The sequence below is a fragment of the Aquaticitalea lipolytica genome (assembly GCF_014641635.1).
Lineage (GTDB): Bacteria > Bacteroidota > Bacteroidia > Flavobacteriales > Flavobacteriaceae > Aquaticitalea > Aquaticitalea lipolytica.
Genome location: NZ_BMIC01000005.1, coordinates 66,599 through 90,885, shown reverse-complemented (window position 1 = coordinate 90,885; position 24,287 = coordinate 66,599). Strand labels below are relative to the sequence as shown.

The following is a 24,287-nucleotide window of genomic DNA, read 5'->3' as shown; positions in this document are numbered from 1 at the left end:
TTTTATTTAATAGTTAAAATTCAGCATTTTGAGGTGTTCTAGGATAAGGAATTACATCTCTAATATTACCCATTCCTGTAGCAAACATTACTAAACGCTCAAAACCTAGACCAAAACCTGAATGTACTGCAGTACCATATTTACGTAAATCTAAATACCACCATAATTCTTCTTCATCTATATCTAGAGCTTTCATTTTTGCTTTTAATACATCTAAACGCTCCTCACGTTGTGAGCCGCCAACCATTTCGCCAATTCCTGGAAACAGAATATCCATAGCTCTAACCGTTTTTCCATCTTCATTTAATCGCATGTAAAACGCTTTTATATTAGCTGGATAATCAAATAAAATTACTGGACATTTAAAATGTTTTTCTACCAAGAAACGCTCATGTTCACTTTGTAAGTCGGCTCCCCATTGTTCAATAATATAATTGAATTGTTTTTTCTTGTTAGGTTTTGAATTCTTTAAAATATCTATTGCTTCAGTATAGCTTACTCGTTTAAAGTTATTATCTACAACAAAATTTATTTTTTCAATAAGACTCATTTCAGAACGTTCTGCTTGAGGCTTTGTTTTTTCTTCATCTAACAAGCGCTGCTCTAAAAATTCTAAATCTTCTCTGTTATTATCTAAAACATATTTTAAAACAGATTTCATGAAATCTTCAGCCAAATCCATATTTCCAGCCAAATCCATAAAAGCAACTTCTGGCTCAATCATCCAGAATTCTGCTAAATGGCGTGAGGTGTTAGAGTTTTCTGCTCTAAACGTAGGTCCAAATGTATATACTTTACCTAGAGACATTGCAAAGGTTTCTGCTTCTAACTGACCAGAAACAGTAAGGTTTGTTTCTTTTCCGAAGAAATCTTCTTTAAAGTTTACAGAACCATCTTCATTTAAAGGCGGATTTTTTGCATCTAAGTTACTTACACGAAACATTTCGCCAGCACCTTCAGCATCACTACCTGTAATAATAGGTGTATGCATGTAGTAAAATCCGTTTTCATTAAAATACTTATGAATAGCAAACGATAGTGATGAGCGCAAACGCATTACTGCACTAAATGTATTAGTACGAGTACGTAAATGAGCATTTTCTCTTAAAAATTCAAACGAATGTTTTTTAGGTTGAATTGGATAAGTTTCTGGATCAGAATCTCCAAGAATGTTAATTGATAATACAGCAATTTCTACATTCTGACCTTTACCTTGACTCTCAATTAATTGTCCTTTTATATGTACTGCAGCTCCTGTAGTTATACGTTTTAGTATGGCTTCGTCAGTTTTTTCAAAGTCAACTACACATTGTATATTTTGAAGCGTAGAACCATCATTTAAAGCAATAAAACGGTTAGCTCTAAAAGTACGAACCCATCCTTTTATTTCTATATCTTGTGATTTTGCGTCTTTCTTTAATAGTTCGGCAACTGTATTCGATTTCATTTGGATAATTTTATTTTTAAAGTGCAAAGATAAAAGTTTACACTATTTTAAATCTAATCTTTTAAATTTTCGTCGTCTTCCTCAGGAATAATATTTATAGAAGGCTCTTTTAAAACTTCTTTATTTGCAATACTTCTTTCTAATGATAATAATAGTGATGGAAGCAATAATAAATTAGACAACATTGCAAATAATAATGTAGCAGATACTAAAGCACCAAGAGCTACTGTGCCTCCAAAACTTGAAATTGTAAATACTGAAAAACCAAAGAATAAAACTATTGAAGTATAAAACATACTTACTCCAGTTTCACGCAAAGCAGCATAAACCGATTTTCTGATTTTCCAATGATTAGCCTGCAATTCTTGTCTGTATTTTGCTAAAAAGTGAATGGTATCATCTACCGAAATACCAAAAGCAATACTAAACACTAATATTGTTGATGGTTTAATTGGCACACCCAAATAACCCATTAATCCAGCAGTAATTAATAGAGGCAATAAATTTGGGATTAGTGAAATTAATATCATTCTAAATGACCTAAACATGTAAGCCATAAATAGTGAGATTAAGAAAATTGCTAATGATAATGAAATTGCTAAGTTTTTAACTAAGTAAGTTGTTCCTTTTTGAAAAACTAATGCTTTACCAGTTATAGTAACATTATAATTTTCTTTAGGAAAAACCTTATCTATTTTAGCCTGAAGATCTTCCTCTATACGTTCCATTTTATCAGTTCCAATGTCTTTCATAAAGGTTGTGATACGAGCGTATTGGCCAGTGCTGTCGACAAAACTTTTTAAAAGATTTGCTTCAGAAGAAGAGTTTTTTGCATACGATAAAATAAAACTATTCTCCTGACTTGTAGGTAGCTGATAATATTTTGGATTTCCGTTGTAATAGGCTTGTTTAGAATATTTAACCAAACTAACAACAGAAACTGGTCTTGAGAGTTCAGGTATTTCATCAATTAACTCTTCAAGTTCATTCATACGCTTTAAAGCGCTTAATTTCATAACACCTTTTTTGCGTTTGGTGTCTACCATTATTTCTAATGGCATTATACCATTAAACTCACTTTCAAAGAAACGTATGTCTTGAAAAAACTCTTGATTTTTAGGCATATCTTCTATGAGGCTTCCAGAAACTTTTATCTGAAAAATACCAATCATACTAACAATAAGTAAAATAACAGCAGAAAAATAGATAGTTATTTTTCGCTCTTTTACCATGCGTTCCATCCAATTAACAAAACCACCAATCCATCGCTTATTTAAATGTTCTAAATGGCGATCTTTAGGGAAAGGCATAAAACTGTAAATAATAGGAATAATAAGTAAGCACAGCATAAAAATTGCAAGAATACTTAATGATGCCACGACTCCAAACTCTTTTAATAGAGTACTTTCTGTAAGCATAAATGTTGCAAAACCCGATGCTGTTGTAACATTAGTCATCAAGGTAGCATTACCAATTTTAGTAACAACGCGTTGTAATGATTTTACTTTATTACCATGCGATTTTACCTCATTTTGATATTTGTTAATAAGAAAAATACAGTTAGGTATACCAATTACAATAATTAATGGTGGAATTAGTGCTGTTAGCACTGTGATTTCATAATTAAGAAATCCTATAATTCCTAATGTCCACATTACACCAATACTAACAACAATAAGAGAGATGAATGTGGCTCTAAACGATCTAAAAAAGAAAAAGAAAATTAGAGAAGTTACAAGTAAGGCAGCACCAACAAACAATCCAATTTCATCAACAATATTTTGAGCATTTAAGGTACGTATGTAAGGCATTCCAGATACTCGAACATCTAAATTGTTGGCATTTTCAAATGCCTCAATCTTCTTTTCTAAAACATCTATTATAAAATCTTTTCGAGCCGATGTATTAACTATATCCTTTTTAAGATAGATGGCTGTACGAACAGTTTTTGTGTTTTTATTAAAAAGGAAATTGTCATAAAATGGATATTGTTCAAACAGTTCTTTCTCTAAAATGGTTATCTGATCTAGAGACTCAATAGAATCTTTAATAAAAGGCTCTAATTCAAATTTTTGCTTATCAGTGTTTTTTACAAGCTTTTGAAGATCTTTTATTGACAGAACAGCATCTACTTCGTCATAAGATTTAAAATCTTCAGAGAGCCTGTTCCATGCATTAAGTTTTTCAACTGTAAACAAAGAAGAATCTTTAACACCAAGAACAATAAGATTACCTTCTTCACCAAATATTTTTAAAAACTCGTTATAAGTTACATTAACCTCATGGTCATCAGGTAGTAAGTTAGCTTCAGTGTAAGTAAAGCGCATATTTTTCCATTGAGAACCTAATGCGACTGTAATTAAACCTATAGTTATAAGTATGGCAATTCTGTTACGCAAAATAAGTCGCGCAATCACTTCCCAAAATCCTGTTGTGAATAATTTAAACATGCTCTTGTTTAAGAAGCGACAAAGGTAGAAAAAAGCTAAGTATTAGAGTGCTTAATTATTAGATAATATTCAATTATAAATTAACATTAAAAGTAAACTTAAAAGCAATATTATCTTCAATTTTTGGAAGATGATAACCACCATATCTGTAAGCAAAGCTAAAGCCGAAACCAAAAAGGAGTTTGTTAATTTCAAAACCTGATTCAGAGTAACCTTTGTCTAAAATTCCAAAATTAATATTTTCATGTCTCTCTACATGGCTCATATCACCTACAGCGTATCTTGTTATTAATACTAGCTGTGGTTTAAATCGAGCTGAAATCTTAAACGGACTTACATAATGTTTAAACTGAAACGTAGTAAATCTATCTGAAAAGAATTCATTAAAGTACATAGTTTCAAAACTATTTATACCAGCAACCGAAAAGCGCTGTAGTATAGTTTCTTTTGTGATATTATTTGGATATGCATGATATAAATTGGTTAAAGGAATATTTCCATTTGCAAATCCACCTGTAATTGTTGCTTCTGTTATAGCATCATTTTTGTGCTTTATCTGGTATATAGTTCTAAAATCAATTTTCGAAAAGCTAAAATTACTTTCAAAAATATCTTTAAAACTTTTAGTGTATTGTAAGGTAAACTTCGGATAGCCTTCTTTTTTTTCTATGATCCCCTTTTTAGTAATTTCAAAATCACTAAAAGGAGACCATTGAAAAGCTATTTTTGCAGTACTTAAATGAAACTCCCTAAATGTATTACCATTTACAGTATATGCATAGTTGTAGGTTGGATTAATATTACTAATTGCAAATTGTGTTTCTGATAATAAATTTTTTGCAAACTGATGTTCTAATGAAACAGCTTTAGTTATGTGTCTGTGAAATAAATCGATATTTAATAGACGAGGTTCAAAAAAAGAAAAGAAGCGTTTATCAGTTAAAAAAGCTGAACTTCCAGTTTCTTGTAAATCATCAGTATATGATAAATTTACCCAAGAATTAGTTTTTTCGGCAATTCTAAAACCGCCACCAATACTATATTTAAATGTATGGTCTCTAAAACCATAAACAACATAGCTGTTAATGCGGTATTTTTTAGAAAAGTTTTCGTTTGTGACACCTCCTAGACCTGTTCTTAATCCTTCGTACTGATTAAATTTCAGTAAATAGCGTAAGTCTAAATTTATATACTTAGTCGGTAAAAAACCATTGCCTAATTGCTTTAAAAATTCTGCTTTCTTTACAATTGAATCATTAACTGCTGTAGAGTCCTTAGGCACAGGAGTTATTTGTGATTGCGCTAAATAAGTGCAAAGAATAAGAATGAATAAAACGAAGTTTTTTAGCATTAAAAAGTAAATAGTTATAAAAATTAGTATAAAAAAAGCGACAAATTAGCCGCTTATAATTTATACTGTCATGATTTCTTTTTCTTTGATTTCTAAGATATCATCAATTCTTTTAACGTATTTGTCGGTAAGATGTTGCACATCTACTTCAGCATTTTTTTGAAGGTCTTCAGATACATCAGTAAGTTTTTTAATATCAGAATTAGCATCTTTACGAGCACTTCTAACGCCAATTTTAGCATCTTCGGCCTCCATTTTAGCTTGTTTTGCAAGGTCACGACGACGCTCTTCTGTTAAAGGCGGAACATTAATAATAATAGTCTCACCATTATTCATAGGGTTAAATCCTAAATTCGCAATCTGAATCCCTTTTTCAATTTCTTGAAGCATATTTTTTTCCCAAGGCTGAACTGTTATAGTTCTACCATCTGGTGTATTTACATTGGCAACTTGATTTAAAGGTGTTTGTGAACCATAGTAATTAACCATAACTCCACCAAGCATTGCTGGGCTAGCCTTACCTGCTCTAATATTAACAAGTTGTTTTTCTAGATGCTTAATTGCTGCATCCATTGCTTCTTTAGTTGAATCTAATATAAATTGAATTTCTTCGTTCATTTTTAAAAAACTTTAATGTTTTAATGGCTTTCAAAAAGCAAGCCAAAATGTATTTATAGTTATAAGTTTACTTTGGTTCCAATTTTTTCGCCAGCAACAACCTTAAGTAAATTGCCTTTTTTATTCATATCAAAAACTATAATTGGCAGTTCGTTTTCTTGGCTTAAGGTAAATGCTGTAGTATCCATAACTTTTAAACCTTTGCGTAATACGTCATCAAAAGTAATGTGGTCAAACTTAACAGCTGTATTATCTTTTTCTGGGTCAACGTTATAAATACCATCTACACGTGTTCCTTTTAAAATAACATCAGCTTCAATTTCTATAGCACGTAGTACTGCTGCCGAATCGGTTGTGAAATAAGGATTTCCAGTGCCACCACCAAAAATAACAACACGACCTTTTTCTAAATGGCGCATTGCTTTTCGACGAATAAAAGGCTCTGCAACTTGATTGATATGAACTGCAGATTGTAATCGAGTAGGCACACCAGCATCTTCTAGAGCGCTCTGTAATGCTAAACCATTAATAACGGTAGCTAACATTCCCATGTGGTCTCCTTGTACTCTGTCCATACCATTACTTGCACCTGCAACACCTCTAAAAATATTTCCACCACCAATAACAATGGCTACTTCTACACCTTTTTCTGTAATGGCTTTTATGTCTTCTGCATACTCTGCTAAACGTTGAGGGTCAATACCATATTGGCGAGTTCCCATTAAGGCTTCACCAGATAATTTAAGGAGGATTCTTTTGTATTTCATCGGTTGTTTTGAATGCTTACGCAAAACTACATAATTTTTTTGTTTTTAGATTATAAAAAAAGCCTCTCTAAACAGAGAAGCTTTTTATTATATAACAAATGTGTTAGACTATCCTAAAGACACACGTTTAAAATCTGTAACAGCAACGTCACCATAAGAGGCAACATACTTTGCAACATTTAATTTCTCGTCTTTAATAAATGTTTGGTCTAATAAACATTTTTCTTGATCTAAAGTTGTGTTATCAGAAATGAATCTTTCCATTTTACCTGGAAGAATTCTATCCCAAATTTGTTCTGGTTTACCTTCAGCTTTAAGCTCTGCCTTAGCATCTGCTTCAGCTTTTGCTAGAACTTCTGGAGTTAATTGTGCCATTGAGATATATTGAGGTACATTTTTAAGAGTTTTTCCTAAACGACCTAATTCTTCATTATCTTTTTCGATAACAGCAATTCTTGCTTCAGTTTCTGATGCAATAAATGCAGGGTCAAAATCTTTATAAGATAATGTTGAAGCTCCCATTGATGCAATTTGCATTGCAACGTCTTTTGCTAATTCTTCAACATTGTTAACTTTTGCAGTAAAACCTACAATAGCAGCAATTTTGTTAATATGAACATAAGCTCCAACGTAAGGTGCTTCTAATTTTTCAAAAGCATTTAAATCGATTTTTTCACCAATAACACCAGTTTGCTCAACTAATTTATCAGCAACAGTCATACCACCAAAATTAGCAGCTAATAATTCTTCTTTAGAATTACAGTTTAATGCTAAATCTGCTACATCGTTTGCTAATGCAATAAAAGATTCATTTTTACCAACGAAATCAGTTTCGCAACCTAAAACGATAGCAACACCAACTGTATTATCAGCATTTATTTTAGCAACAGCAGCACCTTCAGATGATTCTCTGTCAGCTCTTTTTTCTGCAACTTTTTGACCTTTTTTACGTAATACTTCGATAGCTTTATCAAAATCTCCTTCAGCTTCAACTAATGCTTTTTTGCAGTCCATCATACCTGCTCCTGTTGCTTGTCTTAGCTTGTTTACTTCTGCGGCTGTTATTTTTACCATAGCTTCCATAATATTTTTAAAATTTAAAAAAGTCGTTCAATTAATTTTCAACAAAGAAAAGAACTAAACGACTTATTTATGTTGTGAAATTGTTATTTATTCTTCTTCTTCAGCGGCTACTTTCTTTTTTGTAGCTGCTTTTTTTGGTGCTTTAGCTTCTTTTTCATCTTTAGCATCTTTTTCAGTTTTCTCTGATTTACGTTCAGATAAACCATCAGCGATAGCAGATGTTACAAGAGATAAAACTTTATCTATAGATTTTGAAGCATCATCATTTGCAGGAATTAAATAATCTACTTGACGTGGATCAGAATTCGTATCAACCATTGCGAAGATTGGAATGTTTAATTTTTGAGCTTCTTTTATTGCAATGTGTTCACGTTTAATATCAACTACAAATAAAGCACCTGGTAAACGAGTCATGTCTGAAATAGAACCTAAGTTTTTTTCTAACTTAGCTCTTAAACGATCAACTTGTAAACGTTCTTTTTTAGATAATGTTAAGAATGTACCATCTTTCTTCATTTTATCAATCATTGCCATTTTCTTAACGGCTTTTCTGATAGTTACGAAGTTAGTTAACATTCCACCTGGCCATCTTTCAGTAATGTAAGGCATGCTTACAGCACCTGCTTTTTCAGCAACGATGTCTTTAGCTTGTTTTTTTGTAGCTACAAATAATATTTTCTTTCCTGAAGCTGCAATTTTATGAAGAGCTTCTGATGTCTCTTCTATTTTTGCTGCTGTTTTGTAAAGATTGATGATATGGATACCATTACGCTCCATATAAATGTAAGGAGCCATGTTTGGATCCCATTTTCTTGTCAAGTGACCGAAGTGTACACCTGCGTCAAGTAATTCTTTTACTTCTACTTTCATTTTGTTTTAGTTTACGTTCTGTTGATTAGCAATGTTCCATTTGCCTTTTGGCGTTTGGCTTCATTTAGATGCTTAACTAAATCCTGACCTTTTGAGTCATGGACAACAATAACTGGTTTAAATTTTGTTTTAAAAAAACTTGATTGGAAATACGTTTTATAATATTTCCAATCGAGTTGGTAATAAGATTAACGTTTAGAGAACTGGAATTTCTTACGAGCTTTCTTCTGTCCGAATTTCTTACGCTCAACCATTCTAGGGTCTCTTGTTAACAATCCTTCTGGTTTAAGAATCAATCTGTTTTCTGCATCAACTTCGCACATTGCGCGAGATAATGCTAAACGGATAGCTTCTGCTTGACCAGTAATACCACCTCCATATACATTTACTGTAATATCAAAGTTGCCTTCATTGTTAGTCATGACCAAAGGTTGATTTACTTTGTACTGCAATGTAGCAGTAGGAAAATAAGTCGCCATGTCTTTTTTATTGATTGTAATGTTACCTTTTCCTTTGGCAACATAAGCGCGAGCAACAGCCGTTTTTCTACGGCCAATTTTGTGAATTACTTCCATTAATTAAATTCGTTTAAGTTAATTGCTTTAGGTTTTTGAGCTGCATGAGCATGCTCAGTTCCAACCACAGCAGTTAGGTTACGGAATAAATCTGCACCTAATTTGTTTTTAGGGAGCATTCCTTTTACTGATTTTTCTACTAATCTTGCTGGATCTTTTCCAAACATTTCTGTAGCAGATAAACTTCTTTGACCACCTGGATAACCTGTGTGACGAATGTACGTTTTGTCATTCCACTTGTTACCTGTTAAGTTGATTTTTTCAGAGTTGATAACAATAACGTTATCTCCGCAATCAACGTGTGGTGTGAAGTTAGGCTTGTGTTTACCTCTTAATAGTTTTGCAACTTTAGAAGCTAAACGACCTAGACTTTGACCTTCAGCATCAACCAAAACCCACTCTTTATTTACAGTAGCTTTGTTTGCTGAAATCGTTTTGTAGCTTAATGTATCCACACTAATTAATTTTATTTATTAAACATTCCTCTCTCAAAAAGAGTTTGCAAATTTACGATAATCTATTTGATTACCAAATAGTATAGGGTAATTTTTATAGACAAATTATAGGCTTGTAAATTAGAAGGTTAATTAATTTTTAGGATGCGTTATTTTAAACAGCAAAAAAAGGTCTTAATGTACCAATAAAATCACTCCGAAAGGAGTGGTTTTTAAATGTGTGGGAACTGTCTCGGCTATGAGTAGTTGCGTGGTTTAGTGGTTCACTTAGCATGTACTTACCAAACTGAAAATCCACAAGGATTTTCAGAAGTAGGCGAGAACAAACAATTAAATGTACACGTTGTTGGCATTAGTTTTCTGCAAATTTTATTAATGGTGCAATGTTCCCATTGTCAGCCTTTCTTAATGCGTTAATATACTCTTTTCTTGTTTCGTTTGCTTTAACCATGTTTGATTGATGCCACGAGAATATTTCTTTCCCAAATATTGATTCTATAATAATATCAGCCATCATTCTAGAGTGTCTTCCATTTCCATTTGGAAAACAATGAATAGATACAATGCGATGTTTAAATCTAATTGCTATTTCTTCAGGTGAAAAAGTTTTGTTTTCTATCCAATATTTAGTGTCGTCTAATAAATTTTTTAATTCAATCCCAATTTGTGTCCATGGAATTCCAATGTTTTTTTCGGTCTTTCTAAATTCGCCTGCCCATTTCCATACATCACCATACATTCTTTTGTGTAAGTTTTTTATGAACTTTTCCGTTAAAATTTTTTCAGTTTTGAATTTTGTATGAATAGACCATTCGACTGCTTTTTCAATGTTAAATTGCTCAAATTCATCCAGTTCTCCTTGAGTAGTAATAGACTTTATTTTAAGACCCTCCTTTTCTTCTTCATCTAAAGGTGTTTGTCCATCTTTATATTCTAATTCTAATCCCATAATGATTTTTTCATCTCTCGTTTTATTTCAATAGCAAGTTCTTTTATTGTTTTAGCAATCTTTTCATCTCCAATTCCTTGGTCCTCTAATTTCATATTTTGGTTTGTTCTTAAAACTATTTTTCGAGCCAGTTTTTCAGCTTTTAAGTCTACTAGTTTTTCAATGGTCCCATCTTTTGGAATAAAACCATAAACAAATTTCATATCCAAAGCATTACCAACATCCTTTAACTTATTAATGGTTATCTGACCTGTAGCTTCACGTTCCTCGATTTTTTGTATTGCTCCTTTAGTTAATTCAAGTTTGGTCCCTAATTGGTCCCTAGTCATGTTAAGAGTGGTTCTAATAGTATTCACCCATCCTTTTTGAGGGACCAGGACCATAGCTGCATCCTTAAAATTTCCTAATTTTTGGTCCAGTTGTTCTATGAGCAGTTTTTTCTTGTTTCTCATTTGTTATACATATAAGTATTTAAATTAATTCAAAAGTATACAAATATGTATAAAAAAACAAATAAAAGAATACTTATATGTCTCTTTTAAAGTTTATAAACATACAAATATGTATGATTGAGTTTATGAAAAAAGTTCTGATTTAATTACTGCCAACGGTTTTGTATATGAAAAGTAGCGGATTTTACTCACGGACTTTTCGGTTTGGTACTGACCTTAAATTTGTAAAATTCATTTTCGATTAGGCGCTTAAACCGCTATTTTTTATATACGTTGTTGTACGCTGGCTTTTATCCATTTTCTATTATTCTACATTGTTCAAAGTCCATTTCGGGATAAGCTTCATTTGCCCAATCACTTAACAACTTTAAAACGGGTAAAAGTCCAACTGCTTTTTCGGTTAATGAATATTCAACTCTTGGTGGAATTTCAGCAAAGGACTGTCTTAAAAGTAATCCATCATTTTCCAATTCTTTCAATTGATTAGTCAGTACTTTTTTTGAGATTGTAGGTATAAGTGCATTTAACATTCCAAATCGCATAGAACCATTAGATAGTAAATATAAGATAATCGGTTTCCATTTGTTTCCAATTATGTTCATCGTATGCACAAGGGAACATGCATTTGGGTTGTCTATATATTTTCTTGCCATTAGTTACTTTTTGGTTACCACTATTTGTTCAAATTCAAACACTATAGTTTCTTTTATAAACTATTATTAGTTTCTTTGCGATACAAATGTAATTAAAAATTTAAAATGAAAAATATTTTTATAATAAATGGGCATCAAAAATATCCGTTTTCAGAAGGAAAGTTAAACGAAAGTTTAACTAAAAAAGCAGAAACCTACTTTAAGAGCAACGGTTACAATATCAAGAAAACTACAATGGAAGATAATTATGATGTTAATGAGGAAATCGAAAAATTCAAATGGGCTGATGTTGTTTTCTTTCAAACTCCTTTAAACTGGATGGGTGTTAGTTGGTCATTTAAAAAATACATTGATGAAGTATTTTCGATGGGTATGATGGGCGAAATGTCTGATGGTGATGGTAGAAGTAAGGAAGCACCGAAGAAGAATTACGGATTAGGTGGAAAGTTAAAGGGAAAGTATATGATGTCAGTAACGGCTAATGCGCCAAAAGAAGCATTTAACAATCCAGAGGAAACTTTTTTTAATGGAATGAGTGAAGATGACCTTTTAAAACCAATGCATCTTAATTTTAAGTGGTTTGGTTTTGAACAATTGCCAACATTTATGGCATATGATGTAATGAAAAATCCAGAAATAGAGAATGATTTTAATCGTTTTGAAAATCATTTAAAAGCAAACTTTTAAAGTATTAATTATGAATAGACCAACACCAAAACATACAGCACCAGATTTACAGTTTCCATTATTGGATGGAAATCAATGGAATTTAGCAGACCAAAAACCAGACAACTTTACATTAGTTGTTTTTTACCGTGGGCTACATTGTCCTATTTGTAAAAAGTATTTACAACAGTTACAAGAATTGTTACCACAATTTCAGCAAAGAGGTGTTAATGTCGTAGCAGTAAGTATGGATACTGAAAAGAGAGCAAGACTTTCTCGTCAAAAGTGGGAATTACCTAATCTTACTTTGGGATATGAGTTATCAGAATCCACAGCAAGAGATTGGGCTTTGTATTTAAGTGCAGGCGTAAAAGATGGAGAGCCAAGTGAGTTTAGTGAACCAGGATTATTTTTAATTGACAATAATAATCAAGTTTATTATTCTTCTATAAACAGTAACCCTTGGGGAAGACCATATTTACCATCTTTTGTAAAAGCAGTAGATTACATTATTACAGCAGATTATCCAGCTCGTGGAGAAATGTTATAACTTTACATTATGGATGCAACAACAAAAGAAAGACTGATTCGTCTTGCTGAAGACGATATTCCTATTCATAAATATTTTGGATTAAAAGTAGATACCATTGAAAAAGATTTTATAAGAGTAAAAGTCCCTTTTAGAAAGGATTTAGTTGGAGATATCCGTACCAATCATTGGCACGGTGGAATTATTGCTACAATTTTAGATTCTGTTGGTGGTGCAATTGGTATAGCCAATTTTGATTCAGCAGAAGACAAGCTGTCAACAATAGATTTGCGAGTGGATTATTTAAGATTTGCAGATGGAAAAGATTTAATTTTTGAAGGAAAGTTGGTCAGAATGGGAAACCGAATTATGGTAACCAAAATGAAAGCTTTACAGGAGAATATATTAATAGCAGAAGGTAAAGGAGTGTATAATTTTATACGTGCAAAAAAATAATTTCTATTGAAGAAAACATTCAAATATTTAGTTCAAAATAGGCATGCCACATGGTTGGAGCTTTTTTTTGATTTGGTTTTTGTGTCCAGTATAGGTATTGTTACGCATCAACTTGCACATACGCATCACAATCATATAGACCCTAAACAAATTTGGATGTTTCCTCTTCAATTCCTATCTATTTGGTGGATTTGGACGCTACATACCTTATTCGCTAATCGTTTTGATACAGATAGTAGGTACCATAGAATTTCAAGTTTAGCCATCATGTTTTTAATGATAACAATGACTGCCTTTTTAGGCAGTGATTTATTTGAAAACTATGGGTTGTTTATTGGCTTTTATGCAGTTATTCAAATAATTATTGCGGGCTTGTATATTAATTCTACTAAAGCACTTAATGAGTCAAAAGAGTATGCTAGTAAATGCGGTATAATTATAATTATTGGAACAATTATTATTGGTGCTTCATTTCTCTTCCCTGATCCTTACAGAGAAATTACTTTAGTTTTAGGAATCTTTTTTGAAATGATAGCTTTTATTCTTGTAAGCAAAAACAAGAATGTGCCTCCAGTACATAAAGAGCATTTAGTTGAAAGAATTGGTCTTCTTTCCATTATACTTTTAGGTGAATCTATTATTAGTTTAACAACAGCCTTAAGAGATATTAATTGGGATGCATTGAGTGTCATTGCTGCCGTAACTGGATTTATAATGATAGGATTAATCTGGTGGATTTATTATGATAGCTTTCATGTAATGGAAAGATTAAAAGCAATGAAGAATGGTTTTACTCTTATTTATTCTCACTTCTTTCTTGCTATGGGATTTGTGATATTAGCTAATGTCATCAGACATGCTATTTTGAATGATTTAAACCAAAACGATTTTAGGGTACTGGCAATAGTGGGAATGTGTTTCTTTTATGTAGGAAAACAAACCATATATTTTAAATTTTTACCACCTTTTAGAAAACCTATAGTTATCAATACACTTATTTGTGTTTTTATAACAGTGGGTTCAACGTTTCTTCCAAAAATTGAATATGCACTTATAGGAGTAACAATTGGAATGCTATACTACACAATAGGAAATTTCAAGTTTACTTTGACAAAAGACGTGTCGAGGTTTTTGGATTAATAATGATTTGAAACGGTCTTTCAAGCTTGCGTACAACTGGTTATATGTGGACTAATATACTCATTATCCCTAATTATTTTCCGGATAAGAGGAATTTTTGTTCTTCTTCTCGGTTTTTTGTTCTATTGCATAATCTAAAGGACTTTTTATGTCTAACAAATCCTTTCGTGCTACATGTGTATATATCATAGTGGTTTCTGGTTTAGCATGACCAAGCAATTCTTGTATATGCCTTAATCCAACTCCACTTTCAAGTAAATGTGTTGCATAGCTATGTCGTAACGCATGTGGTGTCACTTTTCTGTTAATCTTTGCAGCCTTACAAGATCTATATAAAAACTTCCTAATACTACTTGCAGAATATGGTTTCCCTTTTTCACCTTCAACAAAGTAAACCTCAGGTTGATACGTAATTAAATAATTTTGTACAAGGATTCTTGTACGAAGTAATACTAAATATTATGTTTTTTGTCTCTTTAGTAAACTGCCTCTAGGCTCATTACTTTCATGGAGTGCAATTTTTGAATGAAGAAACTCTGCAGCTTTTGCTGAATCTTTTACTTTTGACGCACTGCGTTCTAACATTTCTGATTCAAACTCAGTTAAAACATTTTTTCTCACTCCATTTTTTCTCCATTGTGATAAAGGTCTGCAGCCTCTTGAAATTCCTCGTGCTAAAGATAAAGCATCTAGAAGAGCCTGATTTGCTCCCTGTCCTTTAAATGGGCTCATGGGATGAGCTGCATCTCCAATTAGAGTTACTTGTCCACCTTTATCTAATAAATCTGAATCCAGTAATTCACGATCATAAACTGGATAGCCTGAAATCTCAGTCTCATTTGTTGCTGCTAAAATTTGCGGAATAGGATTGTGCCACTGGGTTCTAAGACACGCTTCTTCTTTAAGAGCATGAGTTCCTTTAGCACTTAGAGCCACTGCTTCTTTTTCAGGCATTGGAAAGCTAAGTTGCCACATTATTGAGTCTGATGTATATGGCATCATATAAATACGCTCATTACCATTTGCGGTTTGAAATACTGTAGCTGAATCTAATAAAGAACTATCAATGCCTTTAAGAGCCTTTAAATGGCAAATACCCAATATAACAATGCAGTCCAAGTAGCGTAAAGGGGTAACGTTTTCACCAACAAGTAATTTTCGTACAGTACTACGTATACCATCGGCTCCTACTACAATATCAGCTTTGGCATATTTTATCTTACCATCCACATCAAAGCTCAGATTAACATTCTCACCTTTTTTTAAATCTACTAATTGGTGATTCCATTGTATTTTATCATGTCCACCTAGTTGTTCAAGCAATGCTAACCTTAGAGATTGTCTTGCTATATGTACATTGGTACGTTTTGAATTTGTTTTTGAATTTGACTGTGTCCACTTTCTCATTCCCCATTCTCCGATTACCTTTCCTTCTGTAGTATGAACCACATGTCTTGTTGAGACGACACCTTCGTTTAACGACAAAATGCCAAACCCTTTTATTGCTTTACTTGCTTGCTGTAAAGTGAGTCCATAGCCTTGCGATCTAGCATCAAAATTGCTATCTCGCTCATAAAGTGTAAAAGGAATTCTGCGATGCAAACAAGCTACTGCTAAAGCAATTCCTCCTATACCACCACCTATAATAGCAACGTGTGGGTAGTCTTCTTTATCTGATATTGGATGATTAGCAGAAAGTACCAACCCAGAGCCAGAGCATTTTAAACACGAATATTGATGACCTTTAGGACGAACTGGGGCAGTTTTTTGCTCTTTTGCTTTTTCAAAAAGATTAATTGCTTTTTGATAGTTGAGTTTTGCTTTTTTATGTAGCCCACGACTTTTTTTGCCATTGCCTTGACATTCTGGGCAAACAGTCCAACTAGCCTCATTATTTTCTGTCTTTGTCACCTCTTTTTTTGCCTTAGTGTGCCTCTAACCAATTATCTCCAATATCTAAATCAACATCTAAAGGCACTTTTAGTTTATAAGCATTTTCCATTTCGGTTTTTACTAATGTTTTTATGCTTTCCAGTTCTGGTTTGTATACATCAAACACCAACTCATCATGCACTTGTAACAGCATTTTGGTTTTGTAATTCCCTTCTTCCAGTTTTTTGTGAATGTTAATCATTGCAATTTTAATAATATCTGCAGCACTACCTTGTATTGGTGCATTTACTGCGTTACGTTCGGCAGCGCCTCGTACCACAGCATTACGAGAGTTAATATCTTTTAAGTAACGACGACGACCTAAAACGGTTTGCACATAACCATTATCGCGAGCGAAATCGACTTGCTCACTAATAAAATTACGTAGTTTTGGATAAGTTGCGTAATAAGTGTCAATCAATTCTTTAGCTTCACTACGAGATAAGTCGGTCTGGTTGCTTAATCCAAAAGCGGATACACCATAAATAATACCAAAATTAACCGTTTTGGCATTGCTACGTTGCTCTCGAGTTACGGCATTTAAAGGCACATTAAACACTTTTGATGCAGTACTTGCATGAATGTCTTCGCCATTTTTAAAGGCATTAATCATGGTTTCTTCTTCGCTTAAAGCTGCAATAATGCGAAGTTCTATTTGTGAATAATCGGCTGCCAACAAAGTGTAGTTTTCATCTCTTGGAATAAATGCTTTACGCACTTGTCGACCACGTTCGGTACGAATAGGTATATTTTGAAGATTAGGATTATTACTAGCTAATCTGCCTGTAGCTGCTACAGTTTGCATATAGTCTGTATGTACTCGACCTGTAGTTGGCTCCACCTGATTTGGTAACGCATCAACATAAGTACTTTTTAATTTAGACAACCCTCTAAACTCTAAGATATGTTGAATAATATCATGATCTTTTGCCAAATAAGATAAAATATCTTCAGAGGTTGCATACTGTCCAGTTTTGGTTTTTTTAGGTTTATCAACGAGTTTTAGTTTGTCAAACAAAATATCACCTAATTGCTTAGGCGAAGCAATGTTGAATTCTTCACCTGCTTCTTTATAAATATTAGCTTCTAGTGTTTTTATTTCGCTATCTAATTCTTCTGAAAATGAATTTAAAAATGACTCATCTAAATTAATACCTTCTAACTCCATATCTGCAAGTACACGTAGCAGAGGAATTTCAATATCATCAAACAATTTTTGAGTATTAGCGTCGCCTAATTCTTTTTCAAAATGCTCTTTTAGCTGAAGCGTTATATCTGCATCTTCCACAGCATATTCAGTTTGCTTATCTAAAGGAACATCTCTCATTGAAAGCTGATTTTTTCCTTTTTTACCTATTAATTCTTCTATAGAAATAGGTGTATAATTTAGATAAGTTTCTGCCAACACATCCATATTATGTCTCATATCTGGATTTATGAGATAATGTGCTAACATGGTATCAAACAATTTACCTTTTACTTTTACATTATATTTTCGAAGAACCTTAATATCGTATTTTAAATTCTGACCTATTTTTTGAATGGTTTCACTTTCAAAAAACGGACGTAATTGCTCAATAAGTTCTTGTGCTTCGTCTTTGTTTTCTGGAAATGGTAAATAGAAGCCTTTTCCAGCTTCCCAAGAAAAAGCAATACCAACCAACTCTGCAGTAATTGGATCAATTCCTGTAGTTTCGGTATCAAAACATACACTGGTTTGTTTCATCAGGTTTTGAATAAACAGTTTGGTTGCCATTCCTGATGCTATACTTTGATAAAAATGCGAATTAGTTGCTGCAGTAATCCTTGCATCTTGATTAGTTATAATGGCATCAGAATTACCTTGCGCATCAAATAATGAAAATTGTCCTGCTCCAGCTGAAGTAGGCTTTTTTACTGTTTGTTGTACAGATGATGATACTGCTGATGTGTTTTCTGAAGGTGAAGATTGTTCTTCAGCAGAAAACGTTTTTAAGAAATTATCGGTTAATCGTCTAAATTCTAATTCCTGAAAAATATTTTTTACTCCTTCAATATCTGGTTCAGACATTTCAAAATCTTTCGCATCAAATTCCACAGGAACATCTAGCATAATAGTTGCCAGCTTTTTAGATAGTATTCCGAGTTCTTTATTGGCTTCAATATTTTCTTTCATTTTACCTTTTAGCTCATGTGTATTTGCTAATAGATTTTCCATACTTCCGTATTGTGCTAAAAACTTCTTTGCTGTTTTTTCTCCAACACCAGGCAGGCCAGGAATATTATCTGATGAGTCTCCCATCATTCCTAAAAAATCAATAACTTGTAAAGGATCATCAACTTCAAATTTTGCTTTAACTTCTTCAATTCCCCAAGTTTCATAACCGCCACCAAAAACAGGTCTGTACATGAAAATGTTTTCAGACACCAACTGCGCAAAGTCCTTATCTGGAGTAACCATAAAGGTTTTATAGCCTTCTTTTTCGGCTTGTTTAGAAAGGGTTCCAATAACATCATCAGCTTCAAAACCTTCTTTCACCATAATAGGAATATGCATGGCTCTTAATATCTGTTCTATATAAGGCACAGCTACTTTTATTGCTTCTGGTGTTGCATCTCTATTGGCTTTGTATGCTTCAAACATCTCAACTCTATCTGCACTTCCTCCTTTATCAAAACAAACAGCCAAATGGTCTGGACGTTCGCGCTTAATAACATCTAACAAAGAGTTAGTAAACCCTAATATAGCAGAGGTGTCTATTCCTTTTGAATTGATTCTTGGGTTTTTTATAAAGGCATAGTAGCCACGAAATATTAATGCATAAGCATCAACTAAAAAAAGGCGTTTTTGGTCTGACATTGTGTTTTTATATTGAAGACTATAAAACTACAAAACTTATACTACGAATTGAAATTAATTGAAATGCAATTTGTAATTTTCGCCCATAAATAATTATAGGATGAATAATTTTTCGATTGCAATTCATGGTGGAGCAGGAACACTTGTAAAAGGACTAATGACTCCAGAATTGGAAGCAGAGTATAAAGCTGCTTTGCAAAATGCTTTAACACAAGGTTATGCTGTTTTAGAAAAAGGAGCTAGTGCTTTAGATGCTGTTGAGGTTGCAGTCAGACTATTAGAAGATTCTACTTTGTTTAACGCAGGTAAAGGCTCTGTATTTACAGCAGAAGGCACACATGAAATGGATGCCGCTATTATGAATGGAGAAAACCTTAAAGCAGGAGCAGTGTCTTTAATTACAGGAATAAAAAACCCTGTGTCTTTAGCTCGTGATATTATGGATAAAAGCTATCATGTTTTTTTAGCTGGAGAAGGAGCAATGCAGTTTGCTAAAAGTAGCGGTTATACAATTGAAAGTCCAGATTATTTTTATGATGAAGTACGATATAAACAATGGCAAGGCATAAAAGACAGCGATAATTTTCAGTTAGACCATAGCGTAAAAAAGGATGGCAAATTTGGAACTGTTGGAGCAGTTGCTTGTGACCAAAAAGGGAATATTGCAGCAGCCACATCAACTGGTGGAATGACTAACAAGAAATGGGGACGCGTTGGTGATAGCCCAATGATTGGTGCAGGAACTTACGCTAATAATAATACTTGTGCTGTGAGTTGTACTGGAAGTGGTGAATATTTTATAAGAGGTGTTGTAGCTTATGATGTGTCTTGTTTAATGGAACACAAAGGGATGTCTGTTGAAGAAGCTTCAAACGAAGTTATAAATAATAGAATTCTTAAAATACAAGGTGATGGTGGCTTAATAGCTATAGACACAAAAGGAAACATTGCTATGCCTTTTAATACCGAAGGGATGTATCGTGCTTGTAAAACCTCAAATGGTAAAGAAGTAATTGCTATTTATAAAGAAAACTAGACGAAAGGCGACTCTATTGGGAGGACTTTAACTTGTCGAGTGTCTAAATTAAAATGATCACCATTCGCTAGTACATGAACCTTAAGGTTTGTCATGGTCATTGGTGTCCCAATTTTTAGTATTTTTTCGTTGTTGTGCGTTAAATGACTTCCATCAAAAACAATGGCCATTCCTGAACCTATTACTGTACAATCGTTACCATTTTTTATAATCATACCAGTGTCTTCAGCCAATCCAATACCTAGTAAGTTCGGAAATTTTGCAACTGCTTCAGAGATACGACCAAAACGACCTCTTTGAATAAAATGAGTATCAACAATTAATTTCGGAGCCAGATTTAATCCTTTTTTCATTATTACAGCACCTTTAACAAATGCTTTTGCACTGCTACCACCAGCTATCATTTCATTTGCCATAGCCATTGCTCCAGCACTTGTGCCAGCAATCACAAATTTTTCATCGTTTATATACCTATCAGATAAAATTTTATGAATTGTAGTGCCTCCAATATATTTTGAGATTTTAGATTGATCGCCACCAGAAAACATAACGCAATCTGCTTCTTTAATTAGTGATATAAAATCTTCACGTTCTGAATCACTTTTTGATTTTATATTTAAAACATCAATTTTAGAGCAGCCTAAAGTTGAAAAAGCTGTTATATAATTTTCGCCTACTTCAACAGGAATACTAGATGCAGTTGGTATGATAACAATTTTAGCATCAACTCCACCAGCTTCATTTACGACATGCGATAAAATACCTTCTTCAATATAATCTAATCTATGGATTTCATCATCTTCAAATCCTTTGTCTTCATTTCCTCCAATAGGTATTAAAGTTCCTTTAATCTTCATTCTCAATAATTATAATTAGCAATTTGCAAAAATAAGCTTAAATAATTAAAAAAAATTCTATATTTATGAATAATCAAATTAACCACCAAAATCCCAATTTTTTATGAGAATACGTGAGATAAATGCAATGAGAGGTCCAAACTATTGGTCTGTTAGAAGACACAAATTAATAGTCATGGTATTAGACCTTGAGGAGATGGAAGAAAGACCCTCAAATAAAATTGATGGATTTAAAGAAAGACTTGAAAAAATGTTTCCAAGCATGTTTGCCCATCGTTGTTCGGTAGGTGAACCTGGTGGATTTTTTCAACGAGTTGAAGAAGGTACATGGATGGGACATATTATAGAACATATTGCTCTCGAAATTCAAACGCTTGCAGGAATGGATGTTGGTTTTGGACGCACACGTGGTTATGGTGAAAAGGGTGTTTATAATGTGGTTTTTGCTTACATGGAAGAGTCTGTTGGGCGCTATGCTGCAAAAGTTTCTGTTGAGATATGTCAAGCGTTAATTGATGGTAAAGATTATGACTTATCTGACGATATTCAGAGAATGCGAGAGTTGCGTGAAGATGAGCGCTTAGGGCCAAGTACTGGCTCTATTGTTGAAGAAGCAGCTGCAAGAGGTATTCCTTGGATTCGACTAAATAAATATTCACTTTGTCAATTGGGTTATGGTGCAAATCAAAAGCGAATTCAGGCTACAGTAACTAGTGAAACTAGTAGTATTGGAGTAGAATTGGCATGCGATAAAGAAGACACTAAATATTTGCTTGAACAAGCTGAAGTGCAAACACCAAGAGGCGATATTATTAGACGAGAAAGCAGTTTAGAAGAAGCTTGTAGATATGTTGGTTTTCCTTTAGTTGTAAAACCTGTTGACGGGAATCATGGTAGAGGAATTACTGTTAATATTAAAAATTACGATGATGCCTTAATAGCTTTTAGAAGCGCAAAAGAAAGCTCTAAAAGCGGAGCAATTATAATCGAAAAATATATCGTAGGTGATGATTATCGTTTATTGGTCATTAATAACAAATTAGTTGCTGCTGCAGTACGCACACCTGCTCATGTAATTGGAGATGGTAAGTCTACTATTCAGCAACTTATTGATGAGGTTAATAAAGATCCAAGACGTGGTTATGGCCATGAAAACGTTCTTACTCAAATAACAGTTAACGATTTAACCTTGAGTATTATTAAAGCTAATGGTTACACTTTAAACTCAGTTTTAGAAAAGGACAAACGATTATTATTAAAAGACACTGCCAATTTAAGTACAGGAGGAACAGCAGAAGATGTTACAGATATTGTACATCCAGCTAATGTATTTATGGCAGAACGAATTTCAAAGATTATAGATTTAGATATTTGCGGAATAGATGTAATGACTACAGATATTAGTAAGCCTCTAGAAGAAACAGGAGGAGCAGTATTAGAAGTAAATGCTGGACCAGGCTTTAGAATGCATTTGGCACCAACTAGTGGATTGCCTCGTAATGTTGCTGCTCATGTTATTGATAAATTATTTCCTCAAGGATCAACAAGTAGAATTCCAATTATTGCTGTAACAGGTACAAATGGGAAAACAACCACTACAAGATTAATATCGCATTTAGCAAAAATGAAAGGTTACAAAGTTGGATATACAACGAGCGATGGTGTATATATTCAAAACCGATTGTTAATGAAAGGCGATTGTACAGGTCCTGCAAGTGCCGAATTTGTACTTAAAGATCCAACAGTAAATTTTGCAGTATTAGAATGTGCTAGAGGAGGATTGTTAAGAGCTGGTTTAGGGTTTCATAAATGTGATATAGGTATTGTAACCAATGTTGCTGCAGATCATTTGGGTCTAAAAGGAATTCATACCATAGAGCAATTAGCAAAAGTAAAAGGCGTAATTCCAGAAACAGTATTGCCAGATGGATACGCAATTTTAAATGCTGATGACGACTTGGTTTATGATATGCGTAAAAGTGTAAATTGTAATGTTGCTTTGTTTTCTATGGATGAAAATAGTCCGAGAATAAAAGCAATGCAAAAACTAGGAGGTATTTCTGCAGTTTATGAAAACGGATATATTACTATTTGTAGAGGCGAGTGGAAGCTTCGCGTAATAAAAGCTGTTAATGTACCATTAACATATGGAGGACGAGCAACATTCATGATTCAAAATGTATTACCTGCTGTAATTGCAGCTTATGTAAAAGGATTTACAATTGATGAAATAAAAATTGGTTTAGAAACCTTTATTCCTTCACCTGCCCAAACACCAGGACGTTTAAACTTATTTCAGTTTAAAGATTTCCAAGTGTTGTTAGATTATGCTCATAATCCAGCAGGAATGCGTGCATTACAAAAATTTATTGAAAACATTGATGCTACTATAAAAGTCGGAATTATAGCTGGAGTTGGTGATAGACGAGAAGAAGATACTAATGAAATAGGTAGTATTGCTGCTGATATGTTTGATGAAATTATTATACGACAAGACAAACATTTAAGAGGCAGAACAGAAGATGAATTAATAGGAATGTTAGATGCAGGTATTAAAAAGAAAGACCCAAACAAGAAAACGACTATTATTCCAAATGAAAAGGAGGCTGCTACGTTTGCTATTAAAAATGCAATAAAAGGAGCTTTAATAGTTATTTGTAGTGATGTTATACCTGATGCGTTAGATTTGGTTCAGAAGCTTAAAGAAGAAGAAGCAAATAAATTATACGAGTTTTCAACTGATGATATTCCGAATAAATAGTGAGAATATCTTATAACTAAAAAATCTTCATCAGTTCTTTATATTTGAACTGATGAAGATTTTTTTATATAATTAAATGTTTACTCAAGTTAAATTGAGTTTAACATTTTAATGATTAACAATTCTTAATTGTTTTAACTTTAATTTGAAGACTTTTTCTGTAAGCTTTAATACTGATTAATTCATTACTTTTATGGTAATTTAAATCAATAACTTGAGCTTTAACAGCTGTGCTTAAAGTTTTGTTATCTTCAACTTTAATAGAGTCATTGTTAGTTGTAACCTCTAAAACTGAATTAGATTCTTGCTTTGTAACAGAAGTATTATTCTGTGCAACACTAATTAGTGGAAGTGTAAATAACAATATTAAGATTAAAACTTTTTTCATGACTTAAAACTAT

The 24,287-nt window shown here is 32.9% G+C and carries 23 protein-coding genes; 6 read left to right on the top strand and 17 right to left on the bottom strand.

Annotated elements, in window-relative coordinates; all coding sequences use genetic code 11:
- Window positions 1-13 precede the first annotated feature (13 nt).
- The 12 genes from asnS to IEW41_RS11530 form a co-directional block, all read right to left on the bottom strand.
- Complete coding sequence (gene asnS / locus IEW41_RS11585; RefSeq protein ID WP_188606530.1) at window positions 14-1,447, bottom strand: asparagine--tRNA ligase; 1,434 nt, start codon at window positions 1,445-1,447, stop codon at window positions 14-16.
- 53 nt (window positions 1,448-1,500) lie between these two features.
- The gene (locus IEW41_RS11580; RefSeq protein WP_188606529.1) at window positions 1,501-3,897 is read right to left on the bottom strand and encodes an efflux RND transporter permease subunit; all 2,397 of its coding nucleotides are present in this window, start codon (window positions 3,895-3,897) and stop codon (window positions 1,501-1,503) included.
- A 73-nt stretch (window positions 3,898-3,970) separates the two neighbouring features.
- Window positions 3,971-5,248 carry a DUF5686 family C-terminal domain-containing protein gene (locus IEW41_RS11575; RefSeq protein ID WP_188606528.1) on the bottom strand — a complete coding sequence of 426 codons (1,278 nt, stop codon included), beginning with the start codon at window positions 5,246-5,248 and terminating at the stop codon, window positions 3,971-3,973.
- Window positions 5,249-5,308: 60 nt separating this feature from the next.
- Window positions 5,309-5,866, bottom strand: coding sequence for a ribosome recycling factor (frr, locus tag IEW41_RS11570; RefSeq protein ID WP_188606527.1), 558 nt, complete (start codon window positions 5,864-5,866; stop codon window positions 5,309-5,311).
- Window positions 5,867-5,925: 59 nt separating this feature from the next.
- A complete protein-coding gene (gene pyrH, locus IEW41_RS11565) occupies window positions 5,926-6,633 on the bottom strand; it encodes a UMP kinase (protein ID WP_188606526.1) in 708 nt (235 codons plus the stop codon).
- Between the two features lie 108 nt (window positions 6,634-6,741).
- Window positions 6,742-7,707 (bottom strand): translation elongation factor Ts, encoded by a 966-nt coding sequence (tsf, locus tag IEW41_RS11560; RefSeq protein WP_188606525.1) that lies wholly within the window; start codon window positions 7,705-7,707, stop codon window positions 6,742-6,744.
- A 96-nt stretch (window positions 7,708-7,803) separates the two neighbouring features.
- Window positions 7,804-8,586 carry a 30S ribosomal protein S2 gene (gene rpsB / locus IEW41_RS11555; RefSeq protein ID WP_188606524.1) on the bottom strand — a complete coding sequence of 261 codons (783 nt, stop codon included), beginning with the start codon at window positions 8,584-8,586 and terminating at the stop codon, window positions 7,804-7,806.
- A 188-nt stretch (window positions 8,587-8,774) separates the two neighbouring features.
- Window positions 8,775-9,161, bottom strand: a complete 387-nt coding sequence (gene rpsI / locus IEW41_RS11550; protein WP_188606523.1) for a 30S ribosomal protein S9 — start codon at window positions 9,159-9,161, stop codon at window positions 8,775-8,777.
- On the bottom strand, window positions 9,161-9,616 hold the full coding sequence (gene rplM, locus IEW41_RS11545) for a 50S ribosomal protein L13 (protein ID WP_188606522.1): 456 nt from the start codon (window positions 9,614-9,616) through the stop codon (window positions 9,161-9,163). Before rplM ends, rpsI begins: the two co-directional genes overlap by 1 nt.
- 352 nt (window positions 9,617-9,968) lie before the next feature.
- The gene (locus tag IEW41_RS11540) at window positions 9,969-10,565 is read right to left on the bottom strand and encodes a mobile mystery protein B (RefSeq protein ID WP_188606521.1); all 597 of its coding nucleotides are present in this window, start codon (window positions 10,563-10,565) and stop codon (window positions 9,969-9,971) included.
- Entirely contained in the window at window positions 10,556-11,017 is a 462-nt protein-coding gene (locus IEW41_RS11535; RefSeq protein WP_188606520.1) for a mobile mystery protein A, read from the bottom strand. The genes IEW41_RS11540 and IEW41_RS11535 overlap by 10 nt, the downstream gene beginning before the upstream one ends.
- A gap of 290 nt (window positions 11,018-11,307) precedes the next feature.
- Window positions 11,308-11,619, bottom strand: a complete 312-nt coding sequence (locus IEW41_RS11530) for a winged helix-turn-helix transcriptional regulator (RefSeq protein ID WP_373282963.1) — start codon at window positions 11,617-11,619, stop codon at window positions 11,308-11,310.
- Between the two features lie 156 nt (window positions 11,620-11,775).
- Here IEW41_RS11530 and IEW41_RS11525 point away from each other — a divergent pair, with 156 nt between their 5' ends.
- Genes IEW41_RS11525 through IEW41_RS11510 form a run of 4 tightly spaced genes read left to right on the top strand, consistent with a single transcriptional unit; the run spans window position 11,776 to window position 14,461 of the window.
- Window positions 11,776-12,357 (top strand): NAD(P)H-dependent oxidoreductase, encoded by a 582-nt coding sequence (locus IEW41_RS11525; protein WP_188606518.1) that lies wholly within the window; start codon window positions 11,776-11,778, stop codon window positions 12,355-12,357.
- Window positions 12,358-12,367: 10 nt separating this feature from the next.
- Window positions 12,368-12,886 carry a redoxin domain-containing protein gene (locus IEW41_RS11520; RefSeq protein ID WP_188606517.1) on the top strand — a complete coding sequence of 173 codons (519 nt, stop codon included), beginning with the start codon at window positions 12,368-12,370 and terminating at the stop codon, window positions 12,884-12,886.
- Between the two features lie 9 nt (window positions 12,887-12,895).
- On the top strand, window positions 12,896-13,321 hold the full coding sequence (locus tag IEW41_RS11515; RefSeq protein WP_188606516.1) for a hotdog fold thioesterase: 426 nt from the start codon (window positions 12,896-12,898) through the stop codon (window positions 13,319-13,321).
- Between the two features lie 6 nt (window positions 13,322-13,327).
- Window positions 13,328-14,461 carry a low temperature requirement protein A gene (locus tag IEW41_RS11510; protein WP_188606515.1) on the top strand — a complete coding sequence of 378 codons (1,134 nt, stop codon included), beginning with the start codon at window positions 13,328-13,330 and terminating at the stop codon, window positions 14,459-14,461.
- A 69-nt stretch (window positions 14,462-14,530) separates the two neighbouring features.
- Here the strand turns inward: IEW41_RS11510 and IEW41_RS11505 are convergent, their stop codons facing one another.
- The 3 genes from IEW41_RS11505 to polA are packed head-to-tail and all read right to left on the bottom strand — an operon-like array spanning window position 14,531 to window position 19,232.
- Entirely contained in the window at window positions 14,531-14,875 is a 345-nt protein-coding gene (locus tag IEW41_RS11505; protein WP_373282964.1) for a tyrosine-type recombinase/integrase, read from the bottom strand.
- A gap of 45 nt (window positions 14,876-14,920) precedes the next feature.
- On the bottom strand, window positions 14,921-16,372 hold the full coding sequence (locus IEW41_RS11500; RefSeq protein ID WP_188606514.1) for an FAD-dependent oxidoreductase: 1,452 nt from the start codon (window positions 16,370-16,372) through the stop codon (window positions 14,921-14,923).
- 13 nt (window positions 16,373-16,385) lie between these two features.
- Complete coding sequence (gene polA / locus IEW41_RS11495; protein WP_188606513.1) at window positions 16,386-19,232, bottom strand: DNA polymerase I; 2,847 nt, start codon at window positions 19,230-19,232, stop codon at window positions 16,386-16,388.
- Between the two features lie 100 nt (window positions 19,233-19,332).
- Here polA and IEW41_RS11490 point away from each other — a divergent pair, with 100 nt between their 5' ends.
- The gene (locus IEW41_RS11490; protein ID WP_188606512.1) at window positions 19,333-20,268 is read left to right on the top strand and encodes an isoaspartyl peptidase/L-asparaginase family protein; all 936 of its coding nucleotides are present in this window, start codon (window positions 19,333-19,335) and stop codon (window positions 20,266-20,268) included.
- Here the strand turns inward: IEW41_RS11490 and IEW41_RS11485 are convergent.
- The gene (locus tag IEW41_RS11485) at window positions 20,265-21,125 is read right to left on the bottom strand and encodes a cyanophycinase (protein ID WP_188606511.1); all 861 of its coding nucleotides are present in this window, start codon (window positions 21,123-21,125) and stop codon (window positions 20,265-20,267) included. The two genes, IEW41_RS11490 and IEW41_RS11485, sit on opposite strands and share 4 nt — an antisense overlap.
- Window positions 21,126-21,228: 103 nt before the next feature.
- On the opposite strand from IEW41_RS11485, the gene cphA reads away from it, so the two are divergent.
- Complete coding sequence (cphA, locus tag IEW41_RS11480; RefSeq protein ID WP_188606510.1) at window positions 21,229-23,886, top strand: cyanophycin synthetase; 2,658 nt, start codon at window positions 21,229-21,231, stop codon at window positions 23,884-23,886.
- 115 nt (window positions 23,887-24,001) lie between these two features.
- On the opposite strand, the gene IEW41_RS11475 is transcribed toward cphA, so the two are convergent.
- The gene (locus IEW41_RS11475) at window positions 24,002-24,274 is read right to left on the bottom strand and encodes a hypothetical protein (protein ID WP_188606509.1); all 273 of its coding nucleotides are present in this window, start codon (window positions 24,272-24,274) and stop codon (window positions 24,002-24,004) included.
- Window positions 24,275-24,287: the final 13 nt, after the last annotated feature.